The sequence below is a fragment of the Streptomyces sp. NPDC054794 genome, from assembly GCF_053611585.1.
In genome coordinates this window covers 1-18,788 of the sequence record NZ_JBSHAQ010000054.1, presented here as the reverse complement: position 1 = coordinate 18,788, position 18,788 = coordinate 1, and the positions used below count along the sequence as shown (strand labels likewise).

The window sequence follows — 18,788 nt, the reverse complement described above, 5'->3', positions numbered from 1 at the left end:
GCCCTTCCTGTCCCCTTATGAGGGATCGTTTCACCCGTACGGATTAAAAGGGCTCAAGGTGGAGGAAGGACCCATGCCGTGCCGCCTACGGTCGCACGGGTGACGAGCAGCAGTCCGCAAACCTCGACCCGCACCACCGGCGCACACCGGGCGCACCGGGAGGCGCGCGACCGCGCTGCGGCGCGCACGCTGGCGCAGCGGCCGTCGGCGCGCTACGAGCCGTATCTGGACGGCCTGTTCACCTACTGCCTCTCGGTGCTGTGCGACCACGACGCGGCCACCGCCGCGCTCGGGGACGTCCTCGCGCTCGCCGAGCGGCGCGGGCAGCGCCTCCCCGAGGCCGCCGACCGGCGGGCCTGGCTGTACGCGCTGGCCCGCTGGGCGTGCCTGCGCAAGTTGGCCGAGGCCAAGCAGAAACGTCAGGCCACCCACGCCGCGGGCCGCCACAGTGCCCATGGGCAGCGGGCCCCGCAGGCCGCCGACCCGTCCGCCCCGGAGGAGATCCAGGAGCAGCGGCGACGCGAACTCGCCCGGCTCGCCTGGCCGGAGGCCGCCGGAACCACCCCGGAGCAGCGCGAGGCGCTCGAACTCGCGGTCCGGCACGATCTGTCCGCCCACGAGGTCTCCGCCGTCCTCGGCATGGACCCCGTCGTCACCCGCGAACTCCTCGCCTCCGCCGCCTGCGAGGTGGAGCGCACGCGGGCCGCCCTCGCCGTCGTCGAGACCGGCGGCTGTCCCGGCGTGGCCCTGCTCACCGGGGACAACCAGCTCGTGCTGAGCAGTGCCGTACGGCGTGAGCTGGTGCGGCACGTCGACGACTGCCCGCGCTGCCGCCGTACCGCCGAGCGCGCCGTCCCGGGGCGGTGGCCCGGTGCCACGGTCACGCCCGCGAAACTGCCCGTTCTTCAGGCGCCCCGCCCCGCCCTGCACATCGCCCTGGCCCACCAGCCGCGCGCGCGGGGAACGGCGGCCCCGCGCTTCGACCGGCGTGGCTTCCCCATGGACCCCAAGGACCACGCCGCCCGCCGGGACCGGCTGCGCTCGCGTGCCGTCACCACGACCGTCGTCGCCACCGTCGTCGCCGCGCCGGTGCTGGCGCTGTGGGCCGCCTACCGCGGTTCGCCCGCCGGGGAGGGCCCGGACGGCCCCGCCGCCACCGCCCGCGAGGCGCACGGCCCCGGCAGCCTCGTCGGCGATCCGGCGGGTGGCTACGAGAACGCCGGGAACGCCAGCTCCAGATCCGGAGCCCGCCCCGGAAAGGACGGGAGGGGCGGCGCGTCCGACGTGTCCGTCGAGGTCATCAGCGTCTCCGGCACCGGGAAGAAGGGCGCGGGACAGCTGGCGGTGACGGCCGGCAACAGCGGCGACACCACGCTCATCACCCTCACCGCCTCCGGCCCCTCGCCCGTGCGCTGGTCCGCGTCCACCGCGGCCGGCTGGCTCTACCTCAGCCGGTCCTCGGGCATCCTCCGCCCCGGCGAAACGTTGACGATCAAGGTGTACGTCGACCACCTGCGCGAGCCGGCCGGGCACTGGAGCGCCCGGGTCGCGGTGTCCCCGGCGGGCGCCGTCGTCTCGATCGAGGGGTACGGCACCGCACCCACCGGCCCCTCGGACCCGCCCCCGACCACCCCCGCGCCGGACCCGACGCCCACGACCACGGCCCCCGGCGACCCCACGCCTAGCGACCCGCCGTCGACCGACCCGAGCCCGACACCCACCCCGACCAGCCCGTCCCCGACCGGCTCGACCTCACCACCGACCGGCAGCGGCGACCCGAGCCCGTCGGACAGCTAGGAAGGACGGCGGCTCGGTGGCCGGGACAGGCGCCGCGTACGGGACAGGCCCCGCGGACGGGACCGTCACCTGCCGATCAGCGGGCCGGATCGGCCGGGTGCGGGGCCAGCAGCGGCAGCCGGGACGCCAGTCGCGCCTCGCACAGCTCGACCAGCCGGTCGTAGCCCGCCTTGCCCATCAGCTCGGTCAGCTCGGCCCGGTAGGAGACGTACACCGGATCCCCCGCGCCGTGCGCCGAGGTCGCCGACGTGCACCACCAGTGCAGGTCGTGGCCGCCCGGACCCCAGCCGCGGCGGTCGTACTCACCGATCGAGACCTGGAGCACACGCGTGTCGTCGGGGCGGTCGATCCAGTCGAAGGTCCGCCGGATCGGCAGCTGCCAGCACACGTCCGGCTTGGTCTCCAGCGGCTCGCGGCCCTCCTTCAGGGCCAGGATGTGCAGCGAGCAGCCCGCGCCGCCGGCGAAACCGGGGCGGTTCTGGAAGATGCAGGACCCCTGGTACGGGCGGGTCTGGCGGGAGCCGTCCTCGTCCTCAGAGGTCCAGCCACCCGCCCTGCCCTCGTCGTGGTGCTGCCAGATGTCGGGCGTGAGCCTCGCCACGTGCCCGGCAACCCGCTTCTCGTCGTCCTCGTCCGAGAAGTGGGCGCCCAGCGTGCAGCACCCGTCGTCCGCGCGGCCCGCCTGGATGCCCTGGCAGCCGCTGCCGAAGATGCAGTTCCAACGAGAGGTCAGCCATGTCAGATCGCACCGGAAGACCTGCTCGTCGTCCGCCGGATCAGGGAATTCCACCCATGCGCGGGCGAAATCCAGCCCCTGCTCGTCGGCTCCCGGGCCCCGCTTCGCCTGCTTGGGTCGCTTCACCTGCGAAGAACCGTCGGCCGATTTGGCAGCCTTGTTGGCTTTCGTCTTTTTCGTCTTTGGCACCCGTCCAGGGTAAGACGCCCGAAGCCGCTTCCGGCACTGCTCCGAGGACGGCCTCCGGCCCGGGTGGCAGTAGCGTTCCGTACATGAGACTCGGTGTCCTCGACGTGGGATCTAACACGGTGCATCTGCTGGTGGTGGATGCGCACCCTGGCGCGCGCCCCCTGCCCGCGCACTCGCACAAGGCGGAGCTGCGGCTCGCTCAACTCCTTGACGAGGACGAGGCCATCGGCCCCGACGGGGTGGACAAACTGATCGCCGTCATCCACGACGCGCTCCAGGCCGCCGAGGACAAGGGCGTCGAGGACCTGCTCCCGTTCGCCACATCCGCCGTGCGCGAGGCCAGCAACGCCGACGACGTCCTCGCCCGTGTGAAGGCCGAGACGGGCGTCGAGCTGCAGGTCCTCACCGGCGCGGAGGAGGCCCGGCTCACCTTCCTCGCCGTCCGCCGCTGGTTCGGCTGGTCGGCCGGAAAGCTGCTGGTCCTGGACATCGGCGGCGGCTCCCTGGAGATCGCCTACGGCATCGACGAGGAACCCGACGCGGCCGTCTCGCTGCCGCTCGGCGCGGGCCGCCTCACCGCCGGCTGGCTGCCCGGCGACCCGCCCTCCCCGGAGTCGATAAGAGCCCTGCGCCGCCATGTGCGCGCGGAGATCGCCCGCACGGTCGGCGAGTTCAGTCGCTCCGGCACCCCCGACCACGTGGTCGCCACCTCCAAGACCTTCAAGCAGCTGGCCCGCATCGCCGGCGCCGCCCGCAGCGCCGACGGCCTCTACGTCCAGCGCGAGCTCAAGCGGGAATCCCTGGAGTCCTGGGTGCCCCGCCTGGCCGGCATGACCACCGCCGAGCGCGGCCAGCTGCCGGGCGTCTCGGAGGGCCGCTCCGCCCAGCTCATCGCCGGGGCCCTGGTCGCCGAGGCGGCGATGGACCTGTTCGGCGTGGAGAACCTGGAAGTCTGCCCGTGGGCGCTGCGGGAGGGCGTGATCCTGCGGCGACTGGACCACATGGGGTCGGCGTAGGCACCGGGGCGTAGGGGCGCGGCGGTGGCGTGACCGGCCACCGGCGGGCCGCGCCCGCCCATGGGGAAAGTCACAACGGCGAATAGGCACCCGGCATCGTGCCGACCTCACCCCGTAATCTGTCCCCCGTGGCCAAACCAAGGGACGTCGTCCGCATCCCGGATGCGAAGGTCGCGCTGTCGACGGCCTCGGTGTACCCGGAATCGACGGCGACGGCCTTCGAGATCGCCGCGCGCCTCGGGTACGACGGCGTCGAGGTCATGGTGTGGACGGACCCGGTCAGCCAGGACATCGAGGCCCTGCGCCGGCTGTCCGACTACCACCGGATGCCGATCCTGGCCGTGCACGCCCCCTGCCTGCTCATCACCCAGCGGGTGTGGTCCACGGACCCCTGGGTCAAGCTCCAGCGCGCCCGGGCCGCCGCCGAGAAGCTCGGAGCGAGCACGGTCGTCGTCCACCCGCCGTTCCGCTGGCAGCGCCAGTACGCCCGGGACTTCGTCACCGGGATCTGGCGGATGGCCAACGAGACGGACGTACGGTTCGCCGTCGAGAACATGTACCCCTGGCGCTACCGCGACCGCGAAATGCTCGCGTACGCCCCCGACTGGGACGTGACGAAGGACGACTACCGCCACTTCACGATCGACCTCAGCCACGCGGCGACGGCACGCGCGGACGCCCTGGAGATGGTCGACCGCATGGGCGACCGCCTCGGCCACGTCCACCTGGCCGACGGCAAGGGATCCGCGAAGGACGAGCACCTGGTCCCCGGCCGGGGCGCCCAGCCCTGCGCGGAGCTGCTGGAGCGGCTCGCCTTCACCGGCTTCGACGGCCATGTCGTCATCGAGGTCAACACCCGGCGCGCCATGTCCAGCGCCGAACGCGAGGCCGATCTGGCCGAGGCGCTGGCCTTCACCCGCCTGCACCTGGCCTCGGCCGTGAAGGTGCCCCGGCCATGACCGACACCGGCGCGCGCCGCCGTGGCCGCCCCCCGCGCACCGAGTCCGGCGAGACCCGCGACCGCATCCTGGCCGTGGCCCGCGAGGAGTTCTCCGAGCGCGGCTACGACAAGACGTCCGTCCGCGGCATCGCCAAGGCCGCCGGGGTCGACTCGGCCCTCGTGCACCACTACTTCGGCACCAAGGAGCAGGTGTTCGCGGCCGCCATCGAGGTCGCCTTCGCGCCCGCCCTGAACGCGCCGACCACGGTGGCCGACGGCCCCGTGGACGCGGTGGGCGAGCGGCTCACCCGGTTCGTCTTCGGCATCTGGGAGAACCCCACCACCCGTACGCCCCTGCTGGCGATCCTGCGCTCCGCCGTCAACAACGACACCGCGGCCGCCGTCTTCCGCCGCCTGGTCGCCGCCCAGCTGCTGCGCCGCATCGCCGTGCAGCTGGACCTGCCGGACGCCGAGCTGCGTGCCGAGCTGGCGGCGGCGCAGCTGGTGGGGTGCGCGATGCTGCGGTACGTGATCAAGCTGGAGCCGCTGGCCTCGGCGGACCTGGAGCAGATCGTCGCGCGGGTGGCACCGGTCGTGCAGGGGCACCTGACCGGACCCTGAGCGCGGGGCCTCCCCGAGACAGGCGTCCCGCATTTCGGACACCGCGTCCCGCCCCGTGGATGACCGGCGTACGCTCGACCTGAGTCAGAACTCTCCGAAGGAGCGAGCGACGATGCCCGAGCTGAGGTCCCGCACAGTCACCCACGGCCGCAACATGGCGGGCGCCCGCGCCCTTATGCGCGCCTCCGGTGTACCCGGTGCGGACATCGGTCGGAAGCCGATCATCGCGGTCGCCAACAGCTTCACGGAATTCGTGCCGGGCCACACCCACCTCCAGCCGGTCGGCCGGATCGTCAGCGAGGCGATCAAGGAGGCGGGCGGCATCGCCCGCGAGTTCAACACGATCGCGGTCGACGACGGCATCGCGATGGGCCACGGCGGCATGCTGTACTCCCTGCCCTCCCGCGACCTGATCGCGGACTCGGTCGAGTACATGGTCGAGGCCCACTGCGCCGACGCCCTGGTCTGCATCTCCAACTGCGACAAGATCACCCCGGGCATGCTGCTGGCGGCGCTCCGCCTGAACATCCCGGCCGTCTTCGTCTCCGGCGGTCCCATGGAGGCCGGCCGCGCCACCCTGGTCGACGGCACGGTCCGCACCCTCGACCTGGTCGACGCGATCTCCGACGCCGTGAACGACAAGATCTCGGACGAGGACATCCTCCGTATCGAGGAGAACGCCTGTCCGACCTGCGGCAGCTGTTCCGGCATGTTCACCGCGAACTCGATGAACTGCCTGACCGAGGCGATCGGCCTGTCCCTGCCCGGCAACGGCTCGGTCCTCGCCACCCACACGGCCCGCAAGCAGCTGTACGTCGACGCGGCCCACACGGTCATGGACATCACCCGCCGCTACTACGAGCAGGACGACGAGACGGTCCTGCCGCGCAACGTCGCCACCTTCGCGGCCTTCGAGAACGCGATGGCCCTCGACATCGCGATGGGCGGCTCCACGAACACGATCCTGCACCTGCTCGCCGCCGCCCAGGAGGGTGGCGTGCCCTTCGGCCTGGAGCAGATCGACGCGGTCTCCCGGCGCGTCCCCTGCCTCGCCAAGGTCGCCCCGAACGTCGCCAAGGACCGTACGTACTACATGGAGGACGTGCACCGGGCCGGCGGCATCCCCGCCCTGCTCGGCGAGCTGCACCGGGCCGGCCTCCTCAACGAGGACGTGCACGCGGTCCACAGCCCTTCGCTGGCGGACTGGCTGAAGCGGTGGGACGTGCGTGGCGGCTCGCCCTCCCCGGAGGCGATGGAGCTGTGGCACGCGGCCCCGGGCTGCGTCCGCTCCGCCGAGGCCTTCTCCCAGTCCGAGCGCTGGGAGGCGCTGGACGAGGACGCGGAGAGCGGCTGCATCCGCAGTGTGGAACACGCGTACTCGAAGGACGGCGGCCTGGCCGTCCTCAGGGGCAACCTGGCGGTCGACGGCTGTGTGGTGAAGACCGCCGGCGTCGACGAGTCCATCTGGACCTTCGAGGGTCCGGCGGTGGTCTGCGAGTCGCAGGAGGAGGCCGTCGAGAAGATCCTCAACAAGCAGGTGACGGACGGCGACGTGGTGGTCATCCGCTACGAGGGCCCCAAGGGCGGCCCGGGTATGCAGGAGATGCTCTACCCGACCTCGTTCCTCAAGGGCCGCGGTCTGGGCAAGACCTGCGCGCTGATCACCGACGGCCGCTTCTCCGGCGGCACCTCGGGCCTGTCCATCGGCCACGCTTCGCCCGAGGCGGCCTCCGGCGGCACCATCGCCCTCGTCGAGGACGGCGACCGCATCCGCATCGACATCCCCGGCCGCACGATCGAGCTCCTCGTCGACGAGGCCGAGCTGGCCCGCCGGGAGCAGGCGCTCGGCGGTGTCCACGCCCCGAAGAACCGGGAGCGCAAGGTCTCCGCGGCGCTGCGGGCGTACGCGGCGATGGCGACCAGCGCGGACAAGGGCGCCGTGCGGGACGTGACCAAGCTGGGCTGAAGCCCGCGACCGGTTGCCTGACTGGCCTCAGGGGCCGCCTCCCTCGGTGGGGGCGGCCCCTTCGCGTGTCACCAGGCCGACGGGTCGGCCGCGTCCACGGCGAACACGGTGCCGTCGGGGGCGGTGGCGCAGACCCGCCCGTTCTTGATCACGGGGGCCGGCGGCGCTCCCATGACCTGCGCCGAGTTCGCGCCCAGTCGCGCCGGGGTCTGCCCGACGAGCTTCCCCTTGCGGGCGTCGACGGCGAGCAGCCGCCCGTCGCCCGCGGTGAAGAAGACGTGCTCGCCGTCCGTGACCGGCGCCGAACCGCGGCTCACCGAGGTCTCCAGGCGCCACGGCGACCGGCCCGTCGCCAGGTCCACGGCCGCCAGGGTGCCGCCGGTGCCCAGCACGTACACCGTGTTTCCGCGCACGGTGGCGTGGGCGCCGGCGAGCGCGACGGGCAGCGCCACCCGGCGCGTCGCCTCGGGCCCGGGGGTGTAGCGGACAACGGCCCTGGTGTCCCCGTAGACGCGGTCGACGGAGAGGAAGAACACCGAGCCGCCCGCGGTGCCGAAGGGTCGCAGCGTCCCCTTCAGCCGGGCCTCCCACCGCATGTCACCGGTGACCGGATCCACTGCGGTCACGCGGGTGCCCGAGCCGTCGCCGGACGTGCTCGTCGCGTACGCCGGCAGGTCGCCGGGGAACGAGTCGAAGACCGGGTGGCTCTGGCCCGTGATCCGGTGGGTCCACCTGGTGTGGCCCGAGGCGGCGTCCAGGGCCGTGACCGTGCCGTCGGCGGCCGTGAGCAGGACCGTTCCGCCCACGTACCGCACCGTCGTGTCGGCCGGCAGACCCTGCTTCCAGACCTCCCTGCCCGTGGCGGGGTCCAGCCCCGCCAGCCGCGTGCCGCCGCCGGTGTAGGGCTGGATCAGACCGCCCGCGAGGACCGGCGGGCCGCTGGTGGTCTTGGTGGCCACCGGCTGCCGCCACAGCAGCCTGCCGTCGGTGGGGGACAGGGCGAAGACCACGCCGGGCTGCGCACAGAGCAACTTCTTGGCTCCGTACGCGCATTGCGGCATCCCCGCCGCCTCGGGCGCCGGCTTCGTGTGCCAGGCGCTGAAGGCGGCCGCCCCGGTGCGGGGACTCGTGTTCCGCGGGGCGGGTTCGCCGCCGTCGAACGCCTGGACCGAGGCGAGCACGGCGGCCACGGCGACGCCGAGCGCCCCGACGCCCAGCGCGGCCCGCCTGACCGCGCGACGCCCGGACGGCCGTTCGGCCTCCGCGGCCTTCCCGGTGCCCTCGGCCGCCTCGGCTTCCTTCGCCTCGTCGGCCTCGCCGACCTCGCCGACCTCGTCGGTCTGCTCGGTTTGTTCGGCGGGCGGTTCGGGAGCGGTGGCACCGTCCCCCGTCCGCTGTGTTGGTATGAACGCCTGGGTGTCGTACGAGGCCGCCAGCGAGCGCAGCTCCCGCATCAGCTCGTCCGGAGTCGGCCGGTCCTCCGGCTCCTTGGCGAGGCAGCTCAGCACCAGCGGCGCGAGAATCTCCGGTACGCCGGTCAGATCGGGCTCGTCGTGCACGACCTGGTAGGCGACGACGTAGGGACTGTCGGAGTCGAACGGCCCGCGCCCGGTCGACGCGTGCACCAGCACGGACCCGAGCGCGAAGATGTCGGCCGCCGGACCCACCTCGCGCGGCCGGCGGAACTGCTCGGGCGCCATGAACGGCGGCGTGCCGATCAGCTTGCCGGTCTCGGTGCGCAGTTCGCTGTCCTTCGGGCGGGAGATGCCGAAGTCGATGACCTTCGGCCCGTCCTCGGCGAGCAGCACGTTGCTGGGCTTGAGATCGCGGTGCACGACCCCGACGCGATGGATGTCGCGCAGGGCCTCCGCGAGCCCGGCCATCAGCCGGCGCAGCTGACCGGGCTCCATCGGCCCGCTCCGCTTCACGTGCTCGGACAGGGTCGGGCCCGGGATGAACAGCGTGGCCATCCAGGGCCGGTCGGCCTCCGGGTCGGCGTCGACGACGGGCGCGGTGAAGGCACCGCTCACCTTCCGGGCGGCGGCCACCTCCTGCCGGAAACGGCCCCTGAACTCACGGTCCTTGGCGAATTCGGCGTGGACGACCTTCACCGCGAGCTTCAGGCCCGAGGTGCTCCGGGCCAGGTGCACCACGCCCATACCGCCCGATCCCAGACATGACTCCAGGCGGTAGTGACCGGCGTACTCGGGAAGTTCCGCTTCCGCGCCCGCTCCGGTGTTGCGCTGTGGCGTCATGGACCACCCCCGTGCCGTTCCTGCGCGCGCGACGAGGGGAGCCTAGTCGATGACTCGTACGAGTCAGAGGCGGCTTGCTAGCCTCCGTGTGCGAGTCGCGCACAGGTGTTTCGCGATGCGCATCCGGGGAATGAACGGGGCCCCATGACTGTCATGGGGCCAACGGGGGAGGTAACACATGTCTGTTGAGCGTGCGGAAGAGGCCGAGAGCGCCGAAGCGGCCGAGGCCGTGGCGACGGCGGCCCTGCACTACTACTCGGTCGCCCCGGGCTGCCGGCTGAACGTCCGCAGCGGCCCCGGCACCGGCTACAACCTGGTCCGCGTCCTGCCCGAGGGCGCCAAGGTCCCGATCTACTGTCAGTCGCCGGGAACGCGGGTGTCCGGCTACTACGGCACCACGAACATCTGGGACAACATCGACAACGGCGAGTACGTCTCGGACGCCTACGTGAACACCGGCGCCGACGGGTACATCGCCCCGCGCTGCGGCTGACCCCGCCCGGGGGCCCCGCCCGCCCGGAGCCATAATCGTCGCGTGAGCGACGAACCAGGCACCCCGGACACCCCCACGGGCGGCCCCCGCCCCGAGCCCCTCCGCTTCTTCGGCACGTCGTGGCTGAACCACGACGACGGCTACGCGGGCCGACGTGCCGCGGTGGCCGTCGGCTCGCTCGCGGCGGCCCTCGTCTCCTGCCTGGTGCTGCGCTTCGCCTACCAGGGGCTGCAGATCGCCAACACCGGCTCCTTCGTGACCGTGCTGGTCGTGGCGATGTTCGCGATCTGCAGCGCGCTGGCCTTCCGCAACACCTGGGACGGCTTCGGGGGGCGCCTCGACCCCGACCGTCAGGCCTCCCTGCGCGGCCTGCTGGCCATCGGCTTCGTCGGCTCGCTCCTCGCCTACTTCTTCCGCTCCCTCACCGAGGCACCGGGCGAGAAGCTCCACCGCGAGGAGTACGAGAAGGCACGCGAGGAGTACGAACGCCGTTCCTCGCGCCGTACCGGGAACCCCTCCAAGAAGCGCCGGAGCAAGTAGCCCGCCGACGCCGGAGGCGGGAAATCCGCTGTCGTCGCGCGCCCCTTCCTCACCACCATGGCCGTATGACCTTGACGCCTCCGCCCTCCTCCACCGACCGGGCCCATTCCTTCAACGCCGCCGCGGCCCAGTACGCCGCCAGTCGGCCCTCCTATCCGCCGGCCCTCTTCGACGCCATCGAGGAACTCGCCGCCCGTCCCCTCGCCGGTGCCCGGGTCGTGGACGTGGGCGCCGGTACCGGTATCGCGACGGCGCTGCTGCGGGCCCGGGGTGCCGATGTGGTCGCGGTGGAGCCCGGTGAGGGCATGGCGGCCCAGTTCCGCCACGCCCTGCCCGGTGTCCCGATCGTCCGGGGCAGCGGCGACGCCCTTCCCCTGGCCGACGCGAGCGCCGACTTCCTCACCTACGCCCAGGCCTGGCACTGGACAGACCCGGCCCGGTCGGTGCCGGAGGCGCTGCGCGTGCTGCGCCCGGGCGGTGCGCTGGCGCTGTGGTGGAACACCCATGCCCTCGACGTCGAGTGGATCGCCGAGGCCGCGGAGCGCGCCGGCCGCTTCTTCGGTATCGACGTCGCCGCCGAGCGGGAGCAGGCCGCCCGGACCGACCTCGCCGACCCCAGCGGCCGCCTGCGCTTCACGCGCCGTGAGGTGCGCTGGAGCCGCCGTGTCCCCCTGGCCACGCATCTCGCCAACGTCGGCAGCCACTCGGTCTTCCTCCTCACACCGCGGGAGCGCCGGACCGCCTTCTTCGACGAGGAGCGTGCCCATCTGCTGAAGGTCTTCCCCGACGGCGTCGTCGAGGAGACCTACGACGTCCTGCTACTGGTGGCCACCCACACCTGACCCGAGGGCTGTCCGCTCGGCGGCCCACCCCTCCAGGGCCGCCGAGCACGCCCGGTCCGCGTACCGCAGGCCGCCGAGCTCCAGCCGCACCTTCCGGTCGCGCGGCACCGCCTCCAGTGCGTCCAGCAGCTTCGGCAGCCTCAGGAACGTCGCGTGCCCCAGCACCCGCACGACGATCCCCGCCTCGCCCCGGTCCTCGCTCTCCACGTGCACATGGCTGACGTCCCACGCGGTCTTCGCCACCGCCAGCACGAGGCCGACCAGCACCCCCTCGAACAGGTTCCCGACGACGATCACGATCGCCGTCACCGAGAGCACCACCACCTCTCCCCGGTGTCCGCGCCACAGCCCGCGCAGCTCCCGCACCGGCACGAGCCGGCACCCCGCGTGCACCAGCAGCCCGGCCAGCGCCGCCACCGGAACCACCCCGAGCGCAGCGGGCAGCAGCACCGTGAACAGCAGCAGCCACACCCCGTGCAGCACGCGCGACGCCTTCGTCCGGGCCCCCGCCTGCACGTTCGCCGCGCTCCGTACGATCACCGCGGTCATCGGGAGCGCGCCCAGCACCCCGCACACCGCGTTCCCCGCTCCCTGCGCGATCAGCTCCTTGTCGTACTCCGTCCGCGGTCCCCGGTGCAGCCGGTCCACCGCCGCCGCGCTGAACAGGGACTCGGCGGACGCGATCAGTGCGAAGGCGGCGACGGTTCCGAGCACGCCCACTTCCGTGAGCCGGCCGAGGTCCGCCACCTCCGGGAGCCGTACGGCATCCAGCACACCGCGCACCTCGACGCGCCGCACATCCAGATCGCACAGCCAGGTCACCGCCGTCGCCCCGGCGACGGCCACCAGCGGCGCGGGTACCAGCCGGGCCCCCGGCCGCCAGCGCGGCCACAGCAGCAGTACGGCGATGGTGGCGGCGCCCACCGACAGCGCCACCGGACCCACCCGGCCCGGCAGTGACACCAGTCCGGCGATCTTGCCCAGGCCGCCCGCGGGGGCGACCGCGTCACCGAGGGCGTACACCTGCCCGGCGATCAGCACGAGCCCGATCCCCGCGAGCATCCCGTGCACGACCGCCACCGACACCGCCCGGAACCACCGGCCGAGCCGCAGCAGGCCGAGGCCTATCTGCACCAGCCCGGCGGCGAGCACCAGCACCCCGAGCGTCTTCACCCCGTACTCCCGTACGGCCTCGTAGACGAGCACGGTCAGGCCCGCGGCGGGCCCGCTCACCTGCAGGCTGCTGCCCGGCAGCAGGCCGGCCACCAGACCGCCGACCATCCCGGTGACCAGCCCCAACTCGGCCGGTACACCGGAGGCCAGGGCCACGCCCACACACAGTGGCAACGCGACGAGGAACACGACTAGGGAAGCGAACAGATCGGCCCGGAAATCGGCCTGGAACACGGGACGGCGCATGACGGGGCACCTCCGAAGAGCGGATCCGGCAGTGAAATCCATTGTCGGTAAAGGGGGTTGGTCCGGTGTCCGACTCATGTGGGCACTCGGTGAAGACGGAGGCGCGCGGACCGGACCGCACCGCTCCGATCGCCCCGCCGCGCGCCTGCGCCGCCGAACGCCCCGGTGCCGTTCGGCCCTTGACGGCACCCCTTGCTCCGCGCATTATTCAGCACATGATGAATTACTCTCCCGGCCCGCCGGAGAACCCGGCCGTCAGGGCCGCCGACCTCACCGTCACCCGTGGTCCGCGCACCGTTCTGCGCGGACTCGACTTCACCGTCCCGCGCGGCCAGATCACCGGCCTGCTCGGCCCCTCCGGCTGCGGCAAGTCGACGCTCATGCGCTCGATCGTCGGCACCCAGGCCAAGGTCACCGGCACCCTGGAGGTCCTCGGCCGCCCCGCCGGCCACCCCGCCCTGCGCACCCGCATCGGCTACGTCACCCAGGCCCCGTCCGTCTACGACGACCTGACGGTCCGCCAGAACCTCGACTACTTCGCCGCGATCCTCGACCCCGGCCTCCCCCACGCTCGAACTCGCTCGCGCGGGGGGACCCCCATCGGTGCCGAACGCCGGCAGCACGTCGAGGGCGTCCTCGCCGACGTCGACCTCACCAGCCACGCCGACGCCCTCGCCGGCAACCTCTCCGGCGGCCAGCGCAGCCGCGTCTCCCTCGCCGTGGCCCTCCTCGGCACCCCCGAACTCCTGGTCCTCGACGAACCCACCGTCGGCCTCGACCCGGTCCTGCGCCGCGACCTGTGGAACCTCTTCCACGACATCGCCGCCACCCGCGGCGCCACCCTCCTCATCTCCTCCCACGTCATGGACGAGGCCGAGCGCTGCCACCGGCTCCTGCTCATGCGCGAGGGCGAGATCCTCGCCGACGACACCCCCGACGCCCTGCGCACCCGAACCGGGGCGGACACCGTCGAGGCGGCATTCCTGCACCTGGTGGACGAGGCGGTCGCCGCAGGCCGCACCAAGGAGACAGCCCGATGAGCACGACCACCGCGCCCGCCCCCACCAGCGCTCTGAACCTCTCCCGGACCGCCGCCACCGCGACCCGGGTGCTGCGCCAGCTCCGCCACGACCCGCGCACGATCGCGCTGATGATCCTCGTCCCCTGCCTGATGCTGTTCCTGCTCCGCTACGTCTTCGACGGCAGCGCCCGCACCTTCGACAACATCGGCGCATCACTGCTCGGGATCTTCCCGCTGATCACGATGTTCCTGGTCACGTCCATCGCCACCCTGCGCGAACGCACCTCGGGCACCCTCGAACGCCTCCTCGCCATGCCCCTCGGCAAGGGCGACCTCATCGCCGGCTACGCCCTCGCCTTCGGTGGCCTCGCCATCGTCCAGTCGGCACTGGCCACCGGCCTGGCCGTGTGGTTCCTGGGCCTGGACGTCACGGGCTCGGCATGGCTGCTGCTCCTGGTCGCCCTGCTGGACGCGCTGCTCGGCACGGCCCTCGGTCTCTTCGTCTCGGCCTTCGCGGCCTCCGAATTCCAGGCGGTCCAGTTCATGCCCGCGGTGATCTTCCCCCAGCTCCTGCTCTGCGGCCTGTTCACCCCCCGCTCCAACATGCACCCCGTCCTGGAGGGCATCTCCAACGTCCTCCCCATGTCCTACGCCGTCGACGGCATGAACGAGGTCCTGCGCCACACGGACATGACGACGACCTTCGTGCGGGACGTCCTGATCGTGGCCGGGTGCGCGGTACTGGTGCTGGGACTGGGAGCGGTAACCTTGCGACGCCGGACGGCGTGACGGTTCGTAGCGGGGGTCCGGGGGCGCGGCCCCCGGGCCGACGACGAACGTCCGCCAGCCGGACAACCGGCCCGCACTCCTGCGCACCGGTGCGAGGATGAATCGCATGAGCCAGAAAGTCGCAGTCCTCGGCACCGGCAAGATCGGCGAAGCCCTGCTCAGCGGAATGATCCGAGCCGGCTGGGCTCCCTCCGACCTCCTGGTCACCGCCCGCCGCCCGGAACGGGCCGAAGAACTCCGCGCCCGCTACGGAGTCAACCCGGTCACCAACGCCGAGGCCGCCAAGACGGCCGACACCCTGATCCTCACCGTCAAGCCGCAGGACATGGGCGCGCTCCTCGACGAACTCGCCGCGCACATCCCCGCCGACCGCCTGGTCATCAGCGGAGCCGCCGGCATCCCCACCTCCTTCTTCGAGGAGCGCCTGGCCGCGGGCACCCCCGTGGTCCGCGTCATGACGAACACCCCCGCCCTCGTCGACGAGGCCATGTCCGTCATCTCCGCCGGCAGCCACGCCACCCCCGAGCACGTCGCCCACGCGGAGGAGATCTTCGGCGCCGTCGGCAAGACCTTGCGCGTCCCCGAGTCCCAGCAGGACGCCTGCACCGCCCTCTCCGGCTCCGGCCCGGCCTACTTCTTCTACCTGGTCGAAGCCATGACCGACGCCGGCATCCTCCTCGGCCTGCCCCGCGACAAGGCCCACGAGCTCATCGTGCAGTCCGCGATCGGCGCCGCGGTGATGCTCCGCGACAGCGGAGAACACCCCGTCAAACTGCGCGAGAACGTCACCTCGCCCGCCGGCACCACCATCAACGCCATCCGCGAACTGGAGAACCACGGCGTACGGGCCGCCCTCATCGCCGCCCTCGAAGCCGCCCGCGACCGCAGCCGCGAACTCGCCTCCGGCAAGAAGGACTGAGCCCTTCCGCAGGGCCCTTCCGGACAGCCTTTCCGGGCGCCCTTTTCGGGGGCGGCGCCTCAGCTCGCCGCGGCCACGATCTCCTCCGTGGTCACCACACGAGCGAAGCCGCCCCCGTGCAGCGACACCGCCGACGCCCGCGCCAGCTCGTCCGCGCCGCGCCGCCAGTCGAACGGGCCGGTCAGATCGAAGGTGTACGTGGCGTCGAACGCCACCAGCACGTCGTACCCGAGGTTCCCGCCCATCCGGGCCGCCGTCTCCACGCACATGTTGGTCTGGATCCCGGCCAGCACCAGCTGCGAGATCCCCTCCGCCCGCAGCCACGCCGCAAGATCCGGCGTCCCGTAGAAGGCCGAGTTCACGGTCTTCGTGATGAGCAGCTCCTTCCCGGCCCCCGTCCCGCGCCGCTCCTCCACGTACTCCTTGAAGTCGTTGCCCACGTACCCCGGCCGCAACGGCGACTGCGGCCGCTCCGAGTCGTGCCGTACGAACACGACCGGCCGCCCCGTCGCCTGCCACACGTCGATCAGCGAGGCGATGGCCTCGTCCGCGCCCGGGTTGTTGCGCGGCCCCCAGAAGTCGGCCTCGTCGAAGCCCTTCTGTACGTCGACGACTATCAGTGCTGCGTTCTCCGCGATCTCCATGCTCTCGATCCTGCCGCCCCGGCGGCCACCGCCCCAGAGCCGCAAAAGTCAGCGATCGATGGTTTACTGCCACATGTGACCGCCCCGTACCGCGTCGCCCTCGTCGCCTTCCCCGGCATCCGCGCCTTCGACGTCTCCGTCATCACCGAGGTCTGGGGCACCGACCGCACCGACCGCGGCGCCCCCGCCTTCGACCTGCGCAGAGTCGCCGCCGACGCGAGCACCCCCGTCCCGATGCGCGGCGGCCTCGCCCTGCACCCCGACCGCACCCTCGCCTGGCTCTCCCGCGCCGACCTCGTCGTCGTCCCCGGCCTCGACGACCACCTCACTCCCGCGCCCGACCCCGTCCTCGACGCCCTGCGCCGCGCCCACGCCCGCGGCACCACCCTCGCCGCCCTCTGCGGCGGCGCCTTCACCCTGGCCCAGGCGGGCCTCCTCGACGGCCGCCGCGCCATCACCCACTGGAACCTGATCGACCTCCTGCGCGCCCGCCACCCCGGCGTCACCGTCGTCCCCGACGCCCTCTTCATCGAGGACGACAACATCTGGACCGCCGCCGGCACCGCGGCGGGCATCGACCTGTGCCTGCACCTCGTCCGCCGCGCCCACGGCGCCGAGGCGGCCGCCACCATCGCCCGCTCGATGGTCACAGCCCCCTTCCGCACCGGCACCCAGGCCCAGTTCATCGAGCACCCCACCCCGCGCGCCGACCGCGACGCGGACGCCCTCGCCGCCGTACGCGAACACGCCCTGCGCCACCTCCACGAGCCCCTCACGGTCGCGGGCCTGGCCGCGCACGCGGGCATGTCCGCGCGCTCCTTCGCCCGCCACTTCACCGCGGCCACCGGCACCACACCGCTGCGCTGGCTGCTGGACCAGCGCATCGCCGCGGCGCAGAAACTCCTCGAACGCACCGACCTGCCCATGCCCGAGGTCGCCCGCCGGGCCGGCTTCGGCAGCGAGGTCACGATGCGCCAGCACTTCGCATCGCGCCTCGCCACCAGCCCGCGCGCCTACCGAGCCGCGTTCAGCGCGACGGCGGGAGCGCCGGAGACGGCCGGCAGCAGCCCGATCGCCCGGTAGGCGGCGTCCACCGTCGGCCGGGCCATCGCCCGCGCCTTCTCCGCACCCTCCCGCAGCACCCCCTCCACATGACCGGGATCCGCGCACAACGCCTTGTGCCGCTCCTGGACGGGCCTGAGCACCTCGACCACGGCCTCCGCGGTGTCCTTCTTCAACGCGCCGTACGATTCGTACGCGTCGGCCAGCGCCCCCGGCTTCCCGCCCGTGCACGCCGCGAGGATCTCCAGCAGGTTCGCCACCCCAGGCCGTCCCTCGCGGTCGTACACGACCTCCCGCCCGCTGTCGGTCACGGCCCGCATCACCTTCTTGCGCACCACGTCGGGCTCGTCGAGCAGATAGACGATGCCCGGACCGAAGTCGTCCGACTTCCCCATCTTCGAAGCCGGCTCCTGCAGATTCATCACCCGCGCGGCCACCTCGGGAACCGTCGCCTTCGGCACCACGAACGTGTGCCCGTAGCGCTGGTTGAACCGCACCGCCAGATCCCGCGTCAGCTCGACGTGCTGGGCCTGGTCGTCCCCGACCGGCACCTCGTCCGCCCCGTACGCCAGGATGTCCGCCGCCATCAGCACGGGATACGTCAGCAACGACAGCCGTACGCTTCCGCCCCGCGCCCGCTCACGCGCCGCCTTCTCCTTGTACTGGATCATCCGCCGCATCTCGCCGTCGGTGGCCACGCACTCCAGCACGTACGACAGCCGAGCGTGCTCGTCCACATGGCTCTGTACGAACACGGTGCACAGCTCGGGATCGAGCCCCGTCGCCAGCAGGAGCGTCGCGGCCTGCCGACTGAGCCTGCGCACCCGCGCCGGATCGTGGTCCACGGTCAGCGCGTGCAGATCGACCACGCAGAACAGGGCGTCGGACCGGTGCTGGTCCACCTCGGCCCACTGCCGCATGGCCCCCAAGTAGTTGCCCAGCGTCAGGTGCCCGGTCGGCTTGACCCCGCTGAAGACCCGTGTCATTCCCTCTCCACCTCCTGGTCGAGGCCGCCGTCCCGGGCGGCCGACCCTCAGGAGCTGCGGAGGGAGATACGCGAACGGCCGCCGAGGCGGCGGCCGTTGAGTACATACGTGAGCACGGCCGCCGTCAGGCGGCCCACCACTGCTGGGTGCACGTACGCGTCATCATGTCTCCCAGGGTAAGCCCGGGGAGGGTCGTCCGACAGCGAGTTGACACACCCCATCCGTATACGTAGTGTTCTCCGAGTTGTCCGACGTGAGCGTCGACTCCGGTCGGTCCCCGGACAGCCATTCCGTAAGTATCAACCGACAATCGGCGATCGGTCGTCGTGTGCCTCGGCGTGCGTATTTGCGAAATGAGGAATCCGCGTTCGAAAGGACGCAGCCCCTGATTAGCTCGGGGGCCAGGAATCCGCTAAAGTCTCACTCGTCGGAACGGCCCAGCGGCCGGGAAGACAAAGCCCGCTGACTGGGAATCAGGCCCGAAGGGATCTGATAGAGTCGGAGTCGCCGGAAAGGGAAACGCGGAAGCGGAAACCTGGAAAGCACCGAGGAA

At 72.3% G+C, this 18,788-nt stretch carries 17 protein-coding genes; 12 read left to right on the top strand and 5 right to left on the bottom strand.

Annotation, left to right across the window (positions count from 1 at the left end):
* Nucleotides 1–99: 99 nt before the first annotated feature.
* Nucleotides 100–1,797, top strand: a complete 1,698-nt coding sequence (locus ACWGKT_RS38785) for a BACON domain-containing protein (RefSeq protein WP_453277364.1) — start codon at nucleotides 100–102, stop codon at nucleotides 1,795–1,797.
* A 76-nt stretch (nucleotides 1,798–1,873) separates the two neighbouring features.
* Here ACWGKT_RS38785 and ACWGKT_RS38780 read toward each other — a convergent pair whose 3' ends face one another.
* A complete protein-coding gene (locus tag ACWGKT_RS38780; RefSeq protein ID WP_453277363.1) occupies nucleotides 1,874–2,722 on the bottom strand; it encodes a hypothetical protein in 849 nt (282 codons plus the stop codon).
* 83 nt (nucleotides 2,723–2,805) lie between these two features.
* Here ACWGKT_RS38780 and ACWGKT_RS38775 point away from each other — a divergent pair, with 83 nt between their 5' ends.
* The 4 genes from ACWGKT_RS38775 to ilvD all read left to right on the top strand — a co-directional run bounded on the left by ACWGKT_RS38775 (nucleotide 2,806) and on the right by ilvD (nucleotide 7,265).
* On the top strand, nucleotides 2,806–3,738 hold the full coding sequence (locus ACWGKT_RS38775) for a Ppx/GppA phosphatase family protein (RefSeq protein WP_453277362.1): 933 nt from the start codon (nucleotides 2,806–2,808) through the stop codon (nucleotides 3,736–3,738).
* Nucleotides 3,739–3,866: 128 nt separating this feature from the next.
* Nucleotides 3,867–4,697 (top strand): sugar phosphate isomerase/epimerase family protein, encoded by an 831-nt coding sequence (locus ACWGKT_RS38770; protein WP_356147806.1) that lies wholly within the window; start codon nucleotides 3,867–3,869, stop codon nucleotides 4,695–4,697.
* Entirely contained in the window at nucleotides 4,694–5,299 is a 606-nt protein-coding gene (locus ACWGKT_RS38765) for a TetR/AcrR family transcriptional regulator (RefSeq protein WP_235460773.1), read from the top strand. The genes ACWGKT_RS38770 and ACWGKT_RS38765 overlap by 4 nt, the downstream gene beginning before the upstream one ends.
* A 112-nt stretch (nucleotides 5,300–5,411) precedes the next feature.
* Nucleotides 5,412–7,265: a dihydroxy-acid dehydratase gene (gene ilvD / locus ACWGKT_RS38760; RefSeq protein ID WP_453277361.1), complete on the top strand. Its 1,854-nt coding sequence runs from the start codon at nucleotides 5,412–5,414 to the stop codon at nucleotides 7,263–7,265.
* A 68-nt stretch (nucleotides 7,266–7,333) separates the two neighbouring features.
* On the opposite strand, the gene ACWGKT_RS38755 is transcribed toward ilvD, so the two are convergent.
* Nucleotides 7,334–9,520, bottom strand: coding sequence for a serine/threonine-protein kinase (locus ACWGKT_RS38755; protein ID WP_453277360.1), 2,187 nt, complete (start codon nucleotides 9,518–9,520; stop codon nucleotides 7,334–7,336).
* A 178-nt stretch (nucleotides 9,521–9,698) separates the two neighbouring features.
* Here ACWGKT_RS38755 and ACWGKT_RS38750 point away from each other — a divergent pair, with 178 nt between their 5' ends.
* The 3 genes from ACWGKT_RS38750 (at nucleotide 9,699) to ACWGKT_RS38740 (ending at nucleotide 11,395) form a co-directional block, all read left to right on the top strand.
* Nucleotides 9,699–10,013, top strand: coding sequence for an SH3 domain-containing protein (locus tag ACWGKT_RS38750; protein ID WP_356158541.1), 315 nt, complete (start codon nucleotides 9,699–9,701; stop codon nucleotides 10,011–10,013).
* 42 nt (nucleotides 10,014–10,055) lie between these two features.
* The gene (locus ACWGKT_RS38745) at nucleotides 10,056–10,553 is read left to right on the top strand and encodes an EamA/RhaT family transporter (RefSeq protein ID WP_453277359.1); all 498 of its coding nucleotides are present in this window, start codon (nucleotides 10,056–10,058) and stop codon (nucleotides 10,551–10,553) included.
* Nucleotides 10,554–10,618: 65 nt separating this feature from the next.
* On the top strand, nucleotides 10,619–11,395 hold the full coding sequence (locus ACWGKT_RS38740; protein ID WP_453277358.1) for a class I SAM-dependent methyltransferase: 777 nt from the start codon (nucleotides 10,619–10,621) through the stop codon (nucleotides 11,393–11,395).
* Here the strand turns inward: ACWGKT_RS38740 and ACWGKT_RS38735 are convergent.
* A complete protein-coding gene (locus tag ACWGKT_RS38735; protein WP_453277357.1) occupies nucleotides 11,372–12,814 on the bottom strand; it encodes a SulP family inorganic anion transporter in 1,443 nt (480 codons plus the stop codon). The two genes, ACWGKT_RS38740 and ACWGKT_RS38735, sit on opposite strands and share 24 nt — an antisense overlap.
* Nucleotides 12,815–13,029: 215 nt before the next feature.
* Between ACWGKT_RS38735 and ACWGKT_RS38730 the strand changes: the two genes are divergently transcribed.
* The 3 genes from ACWGKT_RS38730 to proC all read left to right on the top strand — a co-directional run bounded on the left by ACWGKT_RS38730 (nucleotide 13,030) and on the right by proC (nucleotide 15,543).
* Nucleotides 13,030–13,854 (top strand): ABC transporter ATP-binding protein, encoded by an 825-nt coding sequence (locus tag ACWGKT_RS38730; protein ID WP_453277356.1) that lies wholly within the window; start codon nucleotides 13,030–13,032, stop codon nucleotides 13,852–13,854.
* Nucleotides 13,851–14,624 carry an ABC transporter permease gene (locus ACWGKT_RS38725; RefSeq protein WP_356158553.1) on the top strand — a complete coding sequence of 258 codons (774 nt, stop codon included), beginning with the start codon at nucleotides 13,851–13,853 and terminating at the stop codon, nucleotides 14,622–14,624. Before ACWGKT_RS38730 ends, ACWGKT_RS38725 begins: the two co-directional genes overlap by 4 nt.
* A gap of 106 nt (nucleotides 14,625–14,730) precedes the next feature.
* Nucleotides 14,731–15,543 carry a pyrroline-5-carboxylate reductase gene (gene proC / locus ACWGKT_RS38720; protein ID WP_453277355.1) on the top strand — a complete coding sequence of 271 codons (813 nt, stop codon included), beginning with the start codon at nucleotides 14,731–14,733 and terminating at the stop codon, nucleotides 15,541–15,543.
* A gap of 59 nt (nucleotides 15,544–15,602) precedes the next feature.
* On the opposite strand, the gene ACWGKT_RS38715 is transcribed toward proC, so the two are convergent.
* On the bottom strand, nucleotides 15,603–16,187 hold the full coding sequence (locus ACWGKT_RS38715) for a cysteine hydrolase family protein (RefSeq protein WP_453277354.1): 585 nt from the start codon (nucleotides 16,185–16,187) through the stop codon (nucleotides 15,603–15,605).
* Nucleotides 16,188–16,262: 75 nt separating this feature from the next.
* Between ACWGKT_RS38715 and ACWGKT_RS38710 the strand changes: the two genes are divergently transcribed.
* Nucleotides 16,263–17,270: a GlxA family transcriptional regulator gene (locus ACWGKT_RS38710; protein ID WP_453277353.1), complete on the top strand. Its 1,008-nt coding sequence runs from the start codon at nucleotides 16,263–16,265 to the stop codon at nucleotides 17,268–17,270.
* Here the strand turns inward: ACWGKT_RS38710 and trpS are convergent.
* Complete coding sequence (trpS, locus tag ACWGKT_RS38705; protein ID WP_453277352.1) at nucleotides 17,201–18,235, bottom strand: tryptophan--tRNA ligase; 1,035 nt, start codon at nucleotides 18,233–18,235, stop codon at nucleotides 17,201–17,203. The genes ACWGKT_RS38710 and trpS overlap by 70 nt on opposite strands.
* Nucleotides 18,236–18,788 lie beyond the last annotated feature (553 nt).